At 71.5% G+C, this 14,096-nt stretch carries 13 protein-coding genes, 3 tRNA genes and 1 pseudogene; 15 read left to right on the forward strand and 2 right to left on the reverse strand.

The window, feature by feature from the left end:
* The 7 genes and pseudogenes from HMPREF3159_RS04270 to HMPREF3159_RS04300 form a co-directional block, all read left to right on the forward strand.
* Window positions 1-606 (forward strand): annotated as a pseudogene (locus HMPREF3159_RS04270) (serine/threonine protein kinase); the annotation flags it as partial.
* Window positions 607-744: 138 nt separating this feature from the next.
* Entirely contained in the window at window positions 745-1,455 is a 711-nt protein-coding gene (locus HMPREF3159_RS04275) for an FHA domain-containing protein (protein WP_070499831.1), read from the forward strand.
* Window positions 1,456-1,550: 95 nt separating this feature from the next.
* Window positions 1,551-6,017, forward strand: coding sequence for an FtsK/SpoIIIE domain-containing protein (locus HMPREF3159_RS04280; protein ID WP_070499832.1), 4,467 nt, complete (start codon window positions 1,551-1,553; stop codon window positions 6,015-6,017).
* A 210-nt stretch (window positions 6,018-6,227) separates the two neighbouring features.
* Window positions 6,228-6,494 carry a WXG100 family type VII secretion target gene (locus HMPREF3159_RS04285; protein WP_141748065.1) on the forward strand — a complete coding sequence of 89 codons (267 nt, stop codon included), beginning with the start codon at window positions 6,228-6,230 and terminating at the stop codon, window positions 6,492-6,494.
* Window positions 6,495-6,628: 134 nt separating this feature from the next.
* Window positions 6,629-7,108 (forward strand): hypothetical protein, encoded by a 480-nt coding sequence (locus HMPREF3159_RS04290; RefSeq protein ID WP_246821468.1) that lies wholly within the window; start codon window positions 6,629-6,631, stop codon window positions 7,106-7,108.
* A 256-nt stretch (window positions 7,109-7,364) separates the two neighbouring features.
* Window positions 7,365-7,697 (forward strand): WXG100 family type VII secretion target, encoded by a 333-nt coding sequence (locus tag HMPREF3159_RS04295; protein ID WP_070499834.1) that lies wholly within the window; start codon window positions 7,365-7,367, stop codon window positions 7,695-7,697.
* Window positions 7,698-7,777: 80 nt separating this feature from the next.
* Window positions 7,778-8,047 carry a WXG100 family type VII secretion target gene (locus HMPREF3159_RS04300; protein WP_141748066.1) on the forward strand — a complete coding sequence of 90 codons (270 nt, stop codon included), beginning with the start codon at window positions 7,778-7,780 and terminating at the stop codon, window positions 8,045-8,047.
* Between the two features lie 188 nt (window positions 8,048-8,235).
* Here HMPREF3159_RS04300 and HMPREF3159_RS04305 read toward each other — a convergent pair whose 3' ends face one another.
* Both HMPREF3159_RS04305 and HMPREF3159_RS04310 read right to left on the reverse strand, forming a co-directional pair.
* Window positions 8,236-8,889 carry an NAD(P)H-binding protein gene (locus HMPREF3159_RS04305; protein ID WP_256374509.1) on the reverse strand — a complete coding sequence of 218 codons (654 nt, stop codon included), beginning with the start codon at window positions 8,887-8,889 and terminating at the stop codon, window positions 8,236-8,238.
* 41 nt (window positions 8,890-8,930) lie between these two features.
* Window positions 8,931-9,419, reverse strand: coding sequence for a YajQ family cyclic di-GMP-binding protein (locus tag HMPREF3159_RS04310; protein ID WP_070499836.1), 489 nt, complete (start codon window positions 9,417-9,419; stop codon window positions 8,931-8,933).
* A 273-nt stretch (window positions 9,420-9,692) separates the two neighbouring features.
* On the opposite strand from HMPREF3159_RS04310, the gene HMPREF3159_RS04315 reads away from it, so the two are divergent.
* From HMPREF3159_RS04315 to glyA, 8 genes are all read left to right on the forward strand, one after another.
* A tRNA-Tyr gene (locus HMPREF3159_RS04315) sits at window positions 9,693-9,774 on the forward strand.
* Window positions 9,775-9,858: 84 nt separating this feature from the next.
* Window positions 9,859-9,931 (forward strand) — tRNA-Thr (locus HMPREF3159_RS04320).
* Window positions 9,932-9,985: 54 nt separating this feature from the next.
* Window positions 9,986-10,062 (forward strand) — tRNA-Met (locus tag HMPREF3159_RS04325).
* Between the two features lie 97 nt (window positions 10,063-10,159).
* Window positions 10,160-10,330, forward strand: a complete 171-nt coding sequence (gene rpmG, locus HMPREF3159_RS04330; RefSeq protein WP_029360274.1) for a 50S ribosomal protein L33 — start codon at window positions 10,160-10,162, stop codon at window positions 10,328-10,330.
* A gap of 169 nt (window positions 10,331-10,499) precedes the next feature.
* On the forward strand, window positions 10,500-10,949 hold the full coding sequence (locus tag HMPREF3159_RS04335) for a MaoC family dehydratase (RefSeq protein ID WP_053917989.1): 450 nt from the start codon (window positions 10,500-10,502) through the stop codon (window positions 10,947-10,949).
* An 84-nt stretch (window positions 10,950-11,033) separates the two neighbouring features.
* Window positions 11,034-11,525: a MaoC/PaaZ C-terminal domain-containing protein gene (locus HMPREF3159_RS04340; RefSeq protein WP_070499837.1), complete on the forward strand. Its 492-nt coding sequence runs from the start codon at window positions 11,034-11,036 to the stop codon at window positions 11,523-11,525.
* The gene (locus HMPREF3159_RS04345) at window positions 11,522-12,649 is read left to right on the forward strand and encodes a UDP-N-acetylmuramate dehydrogenase (RefSeq protein WP_070499838.1); all 1,128 of its coding nucleotides are present in this window, start codon (window positions 11,522-11,524) and stop codon (window positions 12,647-12,649) included. The genes HMPREF3159_RS04340 and HMPREF3159_RS04345 overlap by 4 nt, the downstream gene beginning before the upstream one ends.
* Before the next feature lie 137 nt (window positions 12,650-12,786).
* A complete protein-coding gene (glyA, locus tag HMPREF3159_RS04350) occupies window positions 12,787-14,055 on the forward strand; it encodes a serine hydroxymethyltransferase (RefSeq protein WP_070499839.1) in 1,269 nt (422 codons plus the stop codon).
* Window positions 14,056-14,096 lie beyond the last annotated feature (41 nt).

Below are 14,096 nucleotides of genomic sequence, written 5' to 3' on the forward strand. Positions count from 1 at the left end.
GCGGGTCCCGCGAGCTGGTCGGGCGCCTCGGCCCCGTCGGCCGCCGACGCCTCGGAGTCCACGATGCTGCGCCCCGCCGGGGCGCCCGCCGGATCCGTCGGGCGTGCGCCGCTGGCCTCCGAGCACCGGGAGCCGGAGCCCGAGAAGCCCCGCACCCCCGCCTGGCCGTTCGTCACCCTCGCCGCGGTGCTCGTGATCCTGCTCGGCGTCGGGGCGACCCTCGGCGTGCGCCACTTCTTCGTGGAGGAGCCCGACCCGATCGCGACCTCGGAGATCAACGAGCCCGTCGATCCGGAGGATCCTCCGGGCGCGCCCCGCAGCGTCGAGCTGCAGGTCGTCGCCCCCGAGCAGGAGGGCGGGCGGACCGGGCGGGTGCAGGTCGCATGGGAGCTGCCCGAGAACTTCTCCCAGGAGGACCACTTCATCGTGCAGTGGCAGGACCTGCCCGCGAACTACGACCGCTACGCCGTGCAGCACGAGGTCCACGGCCGCAACTCGGTCGTGATCGAGATCCCGCCCCAGCTGGCCGAGCGGTGCCTGACGGTCAGGACCGTCAACCCCAACGGGCAGTCCAGCGAGGCGGAGGAGAAGTGTCTCAATGGGTGATGCCTCGACGATCACGGCCCCGACGAATCCGATATCCATGCCCCCGACGACCGCCGACGGGGACAGCGCCTCGCACGGCGAGAGGGGCGCTGCCGCGGCGCGCGCCCACCGGACCCGACACACAGGAGAGCAGTGACCATGGCATCGACGATCTCGGTCGAGTTCTGCGGCGAGTGGTACCGCGTCGAGGACGGGGAGGAGCTCACGATCGGTCGCGAGGCGGATCTCACGATCGACGAGGGCAACCCCTTCCTCCACCGACGCTTCCTCACGATCGTCCAGGTCGAGTCGATGTGGTGGCTGGTGAACATCGGGGCGCGGCTCTCGGCCACGCTCACCGACGGCACCGGCTCGATGCAGGCCTGGCTCGCGCCCGGCGCGCGCATCCCGCTCGTCTTCGACGTGACCAAGGTGGTCTTCACCGCCGGCCCCACCACCTACGACCTGTCCGTGCACGCGGAGTCCCCGGAGTTCGCGCGGATCGCCGGCCCCGACGACCCGGCGGGGGAGACCACCGTCGGCTCCGTCCAGCTGACCCCGAGCCAGAAGCTGCTGATCCTCGCGCTCGCCGAGCCGATGCTCACCCGCGAGGGCTCCGGCATGAGCTCCGTGCCCACCTCGGCGCAGGCCTCCGAGCGCCTGGGCTGGCAGCTGACGAAGTTCAACCGCAAGCTCGACAACGTCTGCGACAAGCTCGACCGGCTCGGCGTGCGAGGGCTGCGCGGCGGGCCCGGCAAGCTCGCCTCCAACCGACGAGCCCGTCTCGTCGAGCACGCCGTCTTCTCACGGCTGGTGACGAGCGAGGACCTGCCGCTGCTGGACCAGTCCCAGGACGAGGACGACGAGTAGGCCGTCCCGCCGGGGAACGAGCCGGACGGACGGAGCCGATCCCCGACACGGGGATCAGGACGGCGGGCGAGGGGCCCGCCAGGGGAGGAGACCAGATGCGCATCAAGCTCACGCTGCGCAGGCCCGAGGACCGGCTGACCGATCTGGAGGTGACCGCGGACGCGACCGCGACCGTCGCTGACGTCGCGAACGCCCTGTACCTCGCCGACCCGCTGCGCAGCGAGGTCGAGCCGCCCGACGGACTGACCCTCCAGGTCCAGGACCCCGGTGCCGGACCCGGCGCGAACGGCGTGCGCTCCCTGGACCGCTCGATCGACCTGATCCAGGCCGGTCTGCGCTCCGGCAGCATCGTCTCCATCGCCCGCTCCTCGAGCGAGTACGCCACCCGCTCCGAGTCCCGCGGCGCCGCGGTCGCGCTGATGCGCGTCCTCTCCGGCCCCGAGTCGGGACGCGAGTACCCGCTGCCCTCGGGGTCCAGCGTGATCGGGCGCGAGGGCGATCTCGACATCCGCATCGCCGACCCGATGCTCTCCAAGCGCCACGCCCGCATCAACGTCGGAGACACCATCGAGATCGTCGACCTGCACTCCTCCAACGGCGTGGTGATCGGCGGCGAGCAGGTCCAGCGCGCCGTGATCGGCCCCTCGGACACGGTGCTGATCGGCGGGACCACCTTCTCGGTGATCCTCCTGCACCGCCTCGGCGGCACCGCCCCCAGCTCCCCGGTGGTCGAGTTCAACCGTTCCCCGCGCGTGGTGCCGCGCTTCCCCTACCGGCCGCTGAAGGCGCCGACGCCGCCGAAGGAGCCGAACCCCCAGTTCTTCCCGATCTTCATGATGTTCGCCCCGCTCCTCATGGGCGCCTTCATGTTCTCGCTGACCCGCAGCCCCTTCTCGCTCATGTTCGTGTTCATGATGCCGATGATGGCGACCGCCGGGTATCTCAACCGCAAGTTCCAGCAGAAGAAGATGCTCGAGCGGCAGATCGCGAACTTCGAGGAGGGACTCGCCTCCCTCAAGCGCCGCGTCACCGCAGCCCAGGACCTCGAGCGGGCGGTGCGCCTTGTCGAGGCGCCCTCGGCCGCGGACACCGTCGACGCCGCCTTCCGCCTCGGGCGCCTGCTGTGGACGCATCGCCCCGAGCACAACGCCTTCGGCACCGTGCGCCTGGGGCTGGGTATCGCGGAGTCCCGGGTGGGCATCGACATGCCCGGCGAGAACGATGCCATCCCGAAGTACTACGACATGCTCGACGACATGCACGAGGAGTACAAGATGATCGCCGGCGTGCCGGTGGTCGCGGAGCTGAGGTACGCGGGCAACCTCGGCGTCGCCGGCGGCGGCGAGGAGGCCGACGGGGTCGCCCGCGGCATCGTCACCCAGCTCTTCGCGCTCCACTCCCCGGCGGAGATCGCGCTGGCCGCGATCACCTCCCGCTCCAGCCGCGACATGTGGCAGTGGCTGAAGTGGCTGCCGCACACCTCCAGCCCGCACTCCCCGCTGCCCGGCGACCACCTCGCCGACACCCCCGGTCGCGGCACCTCCCTCCTCTCGCGGATCGAGGAGCTGATCGAGCAGCGCGCCGGCGATGCGCCGCCCGCCCTGCGCACCCCGATGACCGTCGACGTCACCGAGGAGGCGCAGGTCCCGCCGGAGCCGATCACCCCGAGCCTGGTGGTGATCATCGAGGACGACGCCCCCGTGGACCGGGCGCGCCTGGTGCGCATCGCCGAGCGCGGCCCCGACGTCGGCGTGCACGTGATCTGGTGCGCCGCGAACATCGCCGCGCTGCCCGCGGCCTGCCGCACCTACGTCTCCGTGGACGAGTCGATCGAGGGCGCGAGCGCCGGGCACGTGCGGGTGGGGGAGCGGTTCTACCCCGTCACCGTCGAGACCGTCTCCGTCGACGTCGCGGCCGGCGTGGCCCGCCACCTCGCGCCCGTCGTCGACGCGGGCGTCCCCGTCGACGACGACTCCGACCTCCCCCGGGCGATCTCCTATCTCAAGCTCGGCGGCATGGCGATGGCCGAGGACCCCGACCACATCATCGAGCGGTGGAAGGAGAACAACTCCCTCACCCCGCGCGACGGCTCCGAGCCCCAGCGCCGCAAGCACGACGCGAACCTCCGCGGGCTCATCGGCCACAACGGCCAGGACGCCTTCCACCTCGACCTGCGCACCAACGGCCCCCACGCCCTCGTCGGCGGCACCACCGGCGCCGGCAAGTCCGAGTTCCTGCAGGCCTGGGTGATGGGCATGGCCACCGCGCACAGCCCCGACCGGGTCACCTTCCTGTTCGTGGACTACAAGGGCGGCGCCGCCTTCGCCGACGCCGTCGACCTGCCGCACACCGTGGGTCTGGTCACCGACCTCTCCCAGCACCTGGTGCGACGCGCGCTCACCTCGCTGCGGGCGGAGCTGCACCATCGCGAGCACCTGCTGAACCGGAAGAAGGCCAAGGACCTCGTCTCCCTCGAGCGGACCGGCGACCCAGAGGCCCCGCCCAGCCTGATCATCATCGTCGACGAGTTCGCGGCGCTGGCGAAGGAGATCCCCGAGTTCGTCGACGGCGTCGTGGACGTCGCCGCACGAGGCCGCTCCCTGGGCCTGCACCTGATCCTCGCGACGCAGCGGCCCGCCGGCGTCATCAAGGACAACCTGCGCGCCAACACGAACCTCCGCATCGCGCTGCGCATGGCCGACGAGGCCGACTCCAAGGACATCCTCGGCGACAAGATGGCCGCCCACTTCGACCCCGGCATCCCGGGCCGCGCCGCGGCGAAGACCGGCCCCGGTCGCATCGCGACCTTCCAGACCGGCTACGCGGGAGGGTGGACCACCCACGAGCCCGAGCGGGCACGCATCGACATCGTCGAGAAGGACTTCGGCACCGGCGAGCAGTGGGACATCCCCTCCCCGCCGACCAAGGAGGTCAAGGACCCCGGCCCCAACGACATCTCCCGCGTCGTCGCGACGGTGAAGGCCGCCGCCGAGCGCGCCGGCGTGCCCGCGCCCCGCAAGCCGTGGCTGTCCGAGCTGGCCGACGCCTACGACCTCTCGCGCCTGCCCACGCGTCGCACCGACGAGGAGCTGCTGCTGGGGGTGATGGACGTGCCCGAGGAGCAGTCCCAGCCGACGGTCTCCTACTATCCCGATCGCGACGGCAACATGGCGATCTACGGCACCGGCGGCTCCGGCAAGTCGACCACGCTGCGCACCATCGCGATCTCCGCCGCCTCGACGGTGCGCGGCGGCCCCGTCCACGTGTATGGGCTCGACTTCGGCGCCTCGGGCCTGACCATGCTCGAGGACCTCCCGCACGTCGGCTCGATCATCGCGGGCGACGACGAGGAGCGCGTGATCCGCCTGCTGCGCACCCTGCGGGAGCTGATCGACGACCGCGCCCGCGAGTTCGCGAAGCATCGCGCCGGGTCCGTGACCGAGTACCGGGACCTGACCGGGAAGTCCGACACCCCGCGTGTGCTGCTGCTGGTCGACGGCATGGCCGCCTTCCGCGAGGCCTACGACTACTCGAACCTCTCGAAGTGGTTCACCACCTTCGTGCAGATCGCGACCGACGGCCGCCAGGTGGGCGTGCACGTCATCGTCACCGGCGACCGTCCCAACGCGATCCCGACCTCGCTCGGCTCCTCGATCCAGCGCCGCCTCATCCACCGCATGGCCAGTGCCGACGACTACTCGGCCTTCGGCGAGCCCAAGGACGTCCTGGACGGCACCTCGCCCCCGGGACGCTCCATCCTCGACGGCCACGAGGTGCAGATCGCGGTGCACGGCGGCGACTCGAACGTCGCGATCCAGTCCCGCGAGGTCGCCAAGCTCGCCCAGGCGATGCGGCGCGCCGGCGTGCCCGAGGCGCCCACCATCGAGCGCCTGCCCGAGCGGGTCGAGCTCTCGACGCTCCGCGCCGTCGTCGGCGGCCGGCCCGTCCTCGGCCTGGCCGACGAGACCCTCGCCGAGATCACCTACGAGCCGCGCGGCGCCTTCATGGTCACCGGCCCCATGGGATCGGGTCGCACCACCGCGATGCTCACCATCGCCACCGGCCTCAAGGCGATGGAGAACCCCATGCGCCTGGTCCGCTTCTCCTCGCGCCGCACCCCGCTGACCGGGCTGCCCGTCTGGGACGTGGAGGCCTCCGACCCGGACACCGTGCGCGAGCTCGCCGGCCAGCTCCGCCAGACGATCGAGTCCGGCTCGGTGGGGGAGGGGCGCCTGGCCCTGTTCATCGACGGGGTCGCCGACTTCACCGGCACCGGCGTGGAGAACGACCTCGACAAGCTCATCCGCGCCTGCACCCGCGAGGGCCAGTTCGTGGTGGGCGAGAACGAGTCCGCCTCGTGGTCCCAGGCCTACGTCCTCGCCCAGCCGTTCAAGGCCGGACGGCGCGGGCTGCTGCTCCAGCCCAGCGACATGGACGGCGACTCGCTGCTCGGCACCGGACTGGGGAGGATCCGTCGGGCCGACTTCCCGGCCGGCCGCGGCTTCCTCGTCTACAGCGGTCGGGCGATGAAGCTGCAGGTCGCGCAGATCACGTCGGGTTGAGGGCCGCTCTCGGGGGCCGACGGGGAGGGGTGTCGAGCCCGCCCCGGAGGCCCCCGCGACGCGTCCGGAGGGGTGCTCCGTCCCCATGGGGACTCCTCCCCATGGTCGCCTCCGGCGGATCGCCCTACAGTGAGGGCTGTCGAGCACGCACGAGGCCCGGTGCACCGCAGGGGGCGCAGGAGCCGGTGAACAGGAAGGGGAACCCGCATCGTGAACGCCACGAAGGGTATGAACGTCGACGAGGTCAAGCGGATGTCCGGCCAGCTGCGCGATGCGGCCGAGGAGATCACGCGGATCGAGCAGGAGCTCACCCGGGGCCTGGAGGACGTGGACTGGACCGGCCCCGACGCGGATCGCTTCCGCGGCCAGTGGTCCGGGGAGATGGTCCCCGCGCTGCAGCAGATCATGAACGCGGTCAACGAGCTCGGCGACACCGCCGACCGCAACGCCGCCGAGCAGGAGGCCACCTCCAGCTGAGGCGGTGCGGGACCGCGCCGTCACGGACGGCGACAGGGGTGGGGAGAGGCCCGGGCGGAGCACCGCTCGGGCCTCGCCCCTGCCTGGTATCTTTGTCGCCGACCGTGCCTGGGGGACGAATGGAGCACAGCACCGTGAAGAGCATCGAGTATCCGAGCGCTGACTTCCCTGCGCCCCCTCGGGTCCGGGTCGAGGTGCCGGAGGACTGGGAGCCGCTCACGGTTCCGGGAGTGCAGCTCGCCGTCGCCCAGCCCCGCGTCGACGGGCGCTTCCGCGCGAACGTGGTCGTGACCGTGCAGCGCTTCGGACCGGAGTTCACCCTCGAGGCGGCGCGCGCCGGCCTCGAGCAGCGCAAGGCCTCCCTGCCCGAGCTGGAGGAGCTCGGCACCGGGAAGATCGAGATCGAGGGCACCACCTGGATCGCGAGCGAGTACGGCTACACCCAGCCCGGCCGCCCGACCGTGGTGCAGGCCGCGCGCTATGCCGTGATCGACCGCGGGGGCGTGGCCGCCGATGTGCTCGAGATCGTGGGCAGCTGCGGGGCGGAGAGCGCCGACGAGGAGATCGAGACCGTCCGTGCCATCCAGGACTCCCTGCAGCTGACCCTGGACTGACACCGACATCGCATCGTCCCCGGAGGGCGCCGGCCATCGTGGCCGGCGCCCTCCAGCCGTCCGGGGCGAGGTCGTCCGGCCGACCCTGTCGAGGTCCTCGCGAGGCGGCGGCGAGGCGGCGGCCCGGCGAGGCGCCACGAGGCGTCGCGTGGGGAGCGGTGCACGGGGACCTCTGCCTGGGGAGTTGTCCCCATCGCCAAGGTGTGGTGGGTGGTTCTAGGGTGGTGTCATCACCTGGGGGACAGGGATCGAGGACGTGGCCTTGGGGGTCGCGGAGGTCCGGTTCGGTGGGTGGGGATCTGATTCTTTCGACGATGTGGAGGACACCATGAAGAAGGGTATGAACCCGGAGGCTGTGGAGCAGATGGGCACCACGGCGGAGACGTCCGGCGAGGATGTCAACACCATCTACACGACGGTGCAGGGTCGTGTGACGGATTTCGACTGGACCGGTGAGGACCGTGACAGGTACGTGTCGGAGTTCGAGGGGACTCTGGGCGGTCTGGTCCAGGATGTCGTGACGCAGCTGGGCGAGTTCGCGGAGCGTGCGAGGAAGAACGCTCAGCAGCAGCGTGAGGCGTCTTCCTGATCTGCTGGGTTCTCTCGGCTTCTAGGTTTTTCTTTCTTCAGCAGTGATCTGCTCCGGGATCGGGGCGAAAGGGGTTTGTGATGGCTTTCAAGGGTATGAATCCGGAGGAGGGGCGCGAGGTCGCTCAGGAGGTTATCAAGGCGGGTGAGCAGGTCGTCGAGAAGGTCGACGAGGTGACTCGTCTGGTGACGTCGGTGGAGTGGGTCGGTCCGGACTACGACGCGTATGTCGAGGAGTGGAATGCGTTCGTGAACGGTCCGGTGAACAACCTGGTCGAGGCGTTCTCGACCAAGGGTGATGAGCTGACGCAGCACGCCGAGGAGCAGGACACCACCTCGAACCAGCAGTGAGCTGAGCGGTTCTTCGTCACGAAGGCCCCGTCCCCCCGGTGTGGTGGGGGCGGGGCCTTCGTGATGCCCGGGACCCCGCGCCGATCGGGACCCTGCTCCTCGGTCCTCGGTCCTCGGTCCTCGGTCTCGGTGCGCGGTGCGCGGTGTTCGCTGCTCGGCGGTCGCGACGCCGACTCCGGGCCCGCGACTCAGGCCGTGACCGCGCCGGCCTCGTGCGAGTCCGCCGCGGCCGCGACGCGACGCAGATCCTCGAGCACCCGGTCCGGCTCGGCGCCGAGCGGCAGCGTGTCCGGGTCGAGGGCTCCGTCCACCTCCCCGGGGACGTCGGCGCGGAGCCCTGCGAAGAGCGAGTCCAGCTGCGACTGCTCCGGACCGAGCTCGGCGACCACCTCGAGGGTCAGCCCGGTCGCGTCGGCCGTGGTGTGCGCCGCGAGCAGCACCCGGGCGAGCTGCTCGCGGGAGATCGCCCCGTCGGCCGGGGAGCCGCCGCGCCGGCCATCGCCCTGGCGGGCGACCAGCCGGTGCTCGTCCTGCGCCTCGTCGTCGAACCAGCCCGGGCGCACGATCGTGCACGGCAGACCGCTGACGCGCAGCAGGTGCTCCGCGCGATGCGTCCACGTGGCCAGGCCCGTGACGCGGTCGTGCCGCGAATCGTGCACCGTCACTCCGAGCGCCGACATGAGGGTCACCCGCACCGGGTGCCCGGAGGCGAGGAGGCACTCGACGAGAACGCGGACGATCCCGTAATCCACGGCCTCCGCCTCACCCGGCGCGCCGTGCGAGCCGTGGGCGAGGATCACTCCGTCCACTCCCTCGAGGGCGCGCGCCATGTCCACGGGCATCGTCGCCTCGCCCAGGGGCCGAACGTCAGCGGCAGTCGACCTCAGCGGTAGTTCACGAACTGGAGGGCGACCTCGAGGTCCTTGCCCTTCAGCAGCGAGATCACGGACTGCAGGTCGTCGCGGCTCTTGGAGGAGACGCGCAGCTCGTCGCCCTCGATCCGTGCCTTGATGCTCTTGGGGCCCTCGTCCCGGACGATCTTCGAGATCTTCTTCGCATCCTCGGTGGAGATGCCCTCCTTGAGCGAGGCCGCCAGGCGCACCTCCTTGCCGGACTGCTTGGGCTCGCCCACGTCGAGCGCCTTGAGCGAGATGCCGCGGCGGATCAGCTTGGACTGCAGCACGTCCAGCACCGCGAGCACGCGCTCCTCGGCGTTGGCGGTCATCACGATCTCGTCGCCGCCGAGGGTGATCGAGGCGCCGGTGTTCCGGAAGTCGTAGCGCTGGCCGACCTCCTTCACGGCCTGGTTCACAGCGTTGTCGACCTCCTGGCGGTCGAGCTTGCTGACGATGTCGAACGATGAATCGGCCATCGGGTCCTCCTCCGGGCGGCCCGCGCGGGCCGCCACCACGTCGAACGGGCGGGTCTGTCCAGTGATCGTCCCATGCCGGGTCCTGGAGCGCTCCCCGGTCTCCGAGGGGCCGCCGCGGAGGGGCTGCGACCAGCGGCGGGACCGCTGTGACGCCTCTCATGCTCCGAGGACCCCTTCTGGGTTCGCGCCGCGGCCGGGACCCCGCTATGCTGTTCCGAGTCCGCTTCCGGCGGCCGCGGGACGAGAGTCCGGCGGGTGGCGGGAGAGGGCCGCGGCAGATTACCCGAGCGGCCAAAGGGAGCTGACTGTAAATCAGCTGGCATTGCCTACGGGGGTTCGAATCCCTCATCTGCCACGCGGAGGATCCCTGTGATCCGAAGCACGGGGACCGCCCCTCGAATTGCCTCCGGGCAATGAGGCGGGTAAGGTTCAGCGGGTTGCCCTGATAGCTCAGTCGGCAGAGCGTCTCCATGGTAAGGAGAAGGTCAAGGGTTCGATTCCCTTTCAGGGCTCTGATGGATGCGGCGGCCCGGTCTCATTCGAGATCGGGCCGTTTCATCGGTCACGCCGGGGTAGCTCAGACGGTTAGAGCGCACGACTCATAATCGTGAGGTCGCGGGTTCGATCCCCGCCCTCGGTACCACACCGGTCCCCACCGGAGTGCAGATTCCACATCCCCCGAGCACGGGGACCCACGAGGCGCACCGCCGGGTGCGTCACCCGGACGAAAGAGGCGAACCGTGGCGAGCAAGAGCTCTGACGTGCGTCCCAAGATCACCATGGCGTGTGTCGACTGCAAGGCGCGCAACTACATCACCAAGAAGAACCGTCGCAACACCCCGGATCGGCTGGAGCTCTCGAAGTTCTGCCCGACCTGCGGCAAGCAGACGGCGCACCGCGAGACCCGCTGAGCGGTCCCGCCGCAGCATCCACGAAGGCCACCCGGCGCTGCCGGGTGGCCTTCGTCATGTCCGGCCCCCGTGCCTCGCGCGGGCCGCACCGCAGGGGAGCGGGGGCGGTGAGATGATCGGGGGGACCGCATCCGTCGGCCCCCGCGCCGACCCGACCTCGGGAGACACAGTGACCACCAGCCCCGATCCCGCCTTCGCCGGCCGCACCTACCCGGCGGGCCCCGTGCACACCGTCTCGGCCGCGAAGATCATCGAGTTCGCCCGTGCCACCGGCGCCCCCTCCCCGCTGCACACCGATCCCGAGGCCGCCCGCGCCGCCGGGCACGCCGACGTCGTGGCGCCGCCCACGTTCCTCGTCTCCCTCGCCCAGGCCACCGAGGCGCAGTACGTCGAGGACCCCGCCGCCGGCATCGACTTCTCCCGCGTGGTCCACGGCGAGGAGTCCTTCACCCTGCACCGTCCCGTCGTCGCCGGCGACCGCCTCGTGCCGACCCTCACCGTCGAGTCGGTCCGCGCCGCCGGAGGGCACGCCATGGTCACCACCCGCGTCGACCTCGCCGACGAGGACGGCGCCGAGGTCGCCGCCGTGCGCAGCATGCTCGTCGTGCGCGGGGACTGAGCCCGCCGCCTCGCCCCGCGGCGCCCCGGCGCCGTCTCCCTCGCCCCTCGCGGCCCCGCCGCAGATGCCACACCAGGAGCACCGATGACCACCAGCCCCACCCCCGACGCCCGCCCGCTCGACCTCGCCGCCCTGTCCGTCGGCGACGAGCTCTCCCGCACCGTCCACACCCTCGACCGCGACGCGCTGGTCCGCTACGCCGGCGCCTCCGGCGACTTCAACCCGATCCACTACAACGACGCCGTCGCCGAGCAGGCCGGGCTGCCCGGTGTCATCGCCCACGGCATGCTCACCATGGGCACGGCCATCACCGGCCTGCTCGAGGCCGTCGGCGACCCGACCCTGGTCACCGCCTACTCCACCCGCTTCACCGGCATGGTGCCCGTGCCCGCCACCGGCGAGGTCGCGCTCGAGGTCGTCGCGACCGTCGGCGCGATCGACGAGTCCGCGGGCACCGCACGCGTCGACCTCGCCGCCGTCGTCGAGGGAGAGAAGGTGCTGGGGCGGGCCCGCGCGACCCTCGCGCTGCCGCCCCGCACGCAGGACGCCGAGGCCGACGCGGCAGGAGCGGCATGAGGCTCGCCGACCTGACCACCCTCCGCATCGGCGGGGAGATCCGGAACCTCGTCGAGGCCCGCACGGCCGACGAGGTGATCGCCGCGGTCACCGCCGCGGACGAGGCGGGGGAGCCGCTGCTCGTCCTCGGCGGCGGCTCGAACCTCGTCGCCTCCGACGAGCCCTTCGAGGGCACCGTGGTGCTGCTGCGCGATCCCGAGGACCCGCCGCTGCTGGATGCGACCTGCGAGGTCGGCGCCTCCGGCGAGCCCGACGGGATCCCCGTGGACCCGGCCGAGCTCACCCCGCTGGACCCCACCTGCGGCGGGGCGATCGTCGAGTACTTCGCGGGAGTGAACTGGGACCGGGCCGTGCGCTACGCGATCGCCCGCGAGATGGTCGGCATCGAGGCGCTCTCCGGCATCCCCGGCACCGTCGGCGCGACCCCGATCCAGAACGTCGGCGCCTACGGCCAGGAGGTCGCCTCGACGATCTCCCGCGTGCGCACCTGGGACCGCGAGAAGGGTGCCGTGCGCACCTTCTTCGCCGCCGACTGCGGCTTCGCCTATCGCGACAGCGTCTTCAAGCGCACCCGGTACAGCGGACCCGTCCCCTCGGCGACCGGCCGCTACGTGGTGCTGTCGGTGACCTTCCAGCACACCCTCGGCTCCCTCTCCGCCCCGATCCGCTACGCCCAGCTCGCCGCGGAGCTCGGCGTCGAGGTGGGGGGCCGGGTGCCGATGAGCCAGGTGCGCGAGGCGGTGCTGCGCGTGCGCGGCAGCAAGGGCATGGTCCTGGACGCCGCCGATCACGACACCTGGAGCGCCGGCTCCTTCTTCACCAACCCGATCCTCTCCGCGGCGGACGCCGCGGCCCTGCCCGAGCAGGCGCCGCGCTACGACGCGGGCGGGGGCAGGGTCAAGACCAGCGCCGCCTGGCTCATCAGCCACTCCGGGATCGAGCGCGGCCATGCGGTGGGGGAGCGGGCCTCCGTCTCCACCAAGCACTCCCTCGCGCTGACCAACCGCGGCGGCGCCTCCAGCGAGGACCTCGTCGCCCTCGCCCACGACGTCCAGTCGCGCGTGGAGGACCGCTACGGGATCCGTCTCGAACCGGAACCGGTGCGCCTCGGCCTCGCCCTCTGACCTGGGAGGACATGTCCCGGCACCCGTCCCGTGACGGGCGGTTGCCGATCCCTGGATGCGACGCCCTCCACAGCCGTCCCCGGCCTAGAATGTCGGGACGGCTGCTCGCCGCCCCTCACACCGCCACAGGAGGCCACGTGAACGTCCTCGACAAGTCTGTCGCCGACATCGATCCCGAGATCGCCCAGGTGCTCGACCGCGAGCTGGCCCGACAGCAGGGCACGCTCGAGATGATCGCGTCGGAGAACTTCGTCCCCCGCTCGGTCCTGCAGGTACAGGGCTCGGTCCTGACCAACAAGTACGCCGAGGGCTACCCCGGCAAGCGCTACTACGGAGGCTGCGAGGAGGTCGACGTCGCGGAGCAGATCGCGATCGACCGCGCGAAGGCCCTGTTCGGAGCCGAGCACGCGAACGTCCAGCCGCACTCGGGCGCGACCGCGAACGCCGCGGTGATGCACGCCCTCGCCCGCCCGGGCGACAAGCTCATGGGCCTTTCCCTCGCCCACGGCGGCCACCTCACCCACGGTATGAAGATCAACTTCTCCGGCCGACTCTACGACATCGTCGCGTACGAGACCGAGCCGGGCACGGGCCTGATCGACATGGACAAGGTGCGCGAGCTCGCGATCGCCGAGCAGCCCAAGGTCATCGTCGCCGGCTGGTCCGCCTACACCCGCCAGCTCGACTTCCCCCGCTTCCGCGAGATCGCCGACGAGGTCGGCGCCGCGCTGTGGGTCGACATGGCGCACTTCGCGGGCCTCGTCGCCGCGGGCCTGCACCCCAGCCCCGTCCCCTACGCCGACGTCGTCTCCACCACCATCCACAAGACCATCGGCGGCCCCCGCTCCGGCATGATCCTGTGCAAGGAGAAGTGGGCGAAGAAGATCGACTCGGCCGTGTTCCCCGGCCAGCAGGGCGGCCCGCTCATGCACGTCGTCGCCGCGAAGGCCGTGGCATTGAAGATCGCCGCCTCGGAGGACTTCAAGGACCGCCAGGCCCGCACCCTCGAGGGCGCGCAGATCCTCGCCGACCGCCTCCAGCAGGAGGACGCCAAGGCGGCAGGCGTCAAGGTCATCTCCGGCGGCACCGACGTGCACCTGGTGCTCGTGGACCTCGTCGACTCCGAGCTGAACGGCCAGCAGGCGGAGGACCGCCTGCACGAGGCCGGCATCACCGTGAACCGCAACGCGGTCCCCAACGACCCGCGCCCGCCGCGGGTCACCTCGGGCCTGCGCATCGGCACCCCGGCGCTCGCCACCCGCGGCTTCGGCGCGGCGGAGTTCACCGAGGTCGCCGACGTGATCGCGCTGGCGCTGACCGGCGGGGCCGACGTCGAGTCGCTCAGGGCCCGCACCGCGAAGCTCGCCGAGTCCAAGCCGCTCTACCCCGAGCTGCAGCAGTCCTGATCCCCGCGGGCGGGGTCCGGAGGCCGCTGTGCCCGGACCCC

It is taken from the genome of Brachybacterium sp. HMSC06H03, assembly GCF_001807385.1.
Classification (GTDB): domain Bacteria; phylum Actinomycetota; class Actinomycetes; order Actinomycetales; family Dermabacteraceae; genus Brachybacterium; species Brachybacterium conglomeratum.

Coding starts and splice junctions, on each gene's coding strand:
- HMPREF3159_RS04275 (WP_070499831.1), top strand. CDS start 745: ATGGCATCGACGATCTCGGTCGAGTTCTGCGGCGAGTGGTACCGCGTC.
- HMPREF3159_RS04280 (WP_070499832.1), top strand. CDS start 1,551: ATGCGCATCAAGCTCACGCTGCGCAGGCCCGAGGACCGGCTGACCGAT.
- HMPREF3159_RS04300 (WP_141748066.1), top strand. CDS start 7,778: ATGGCTTTCAAGGGTATGAATCCGGAGGAGGGGCGCGAGGTCGCTCAG.
- HMPREF3159_RS04305 (WP_256374509.1), bottom strand. CDS start 8,889: ATGCCCGTGGACATGGCGCGCGCCCTCGAGGGAGTGGACGGAGTGATC.
- HMPREF3159_RS04310 (WP_070499836.1), bottom strand. CDS start 9,419: ATGGCCGATTCATCGTTCGACATCGTCAGCAAGCTCGACCGCCAGGAG.
- HMPREF3159_RS04340 (WP_070499837.1), top strand. CDS start 11,034: ATGACCACCAGCCCCACCCCCGACGCCCGCCCGCTCGACCTCGCCGCC.
- HMPREF3159_RS04345 (WP_070499838.1), top strand. CDS start 11,522: ATGAGGCTCGCCGACCTGACCACCCTCCGCATCGGCGGGGAGATCCGG.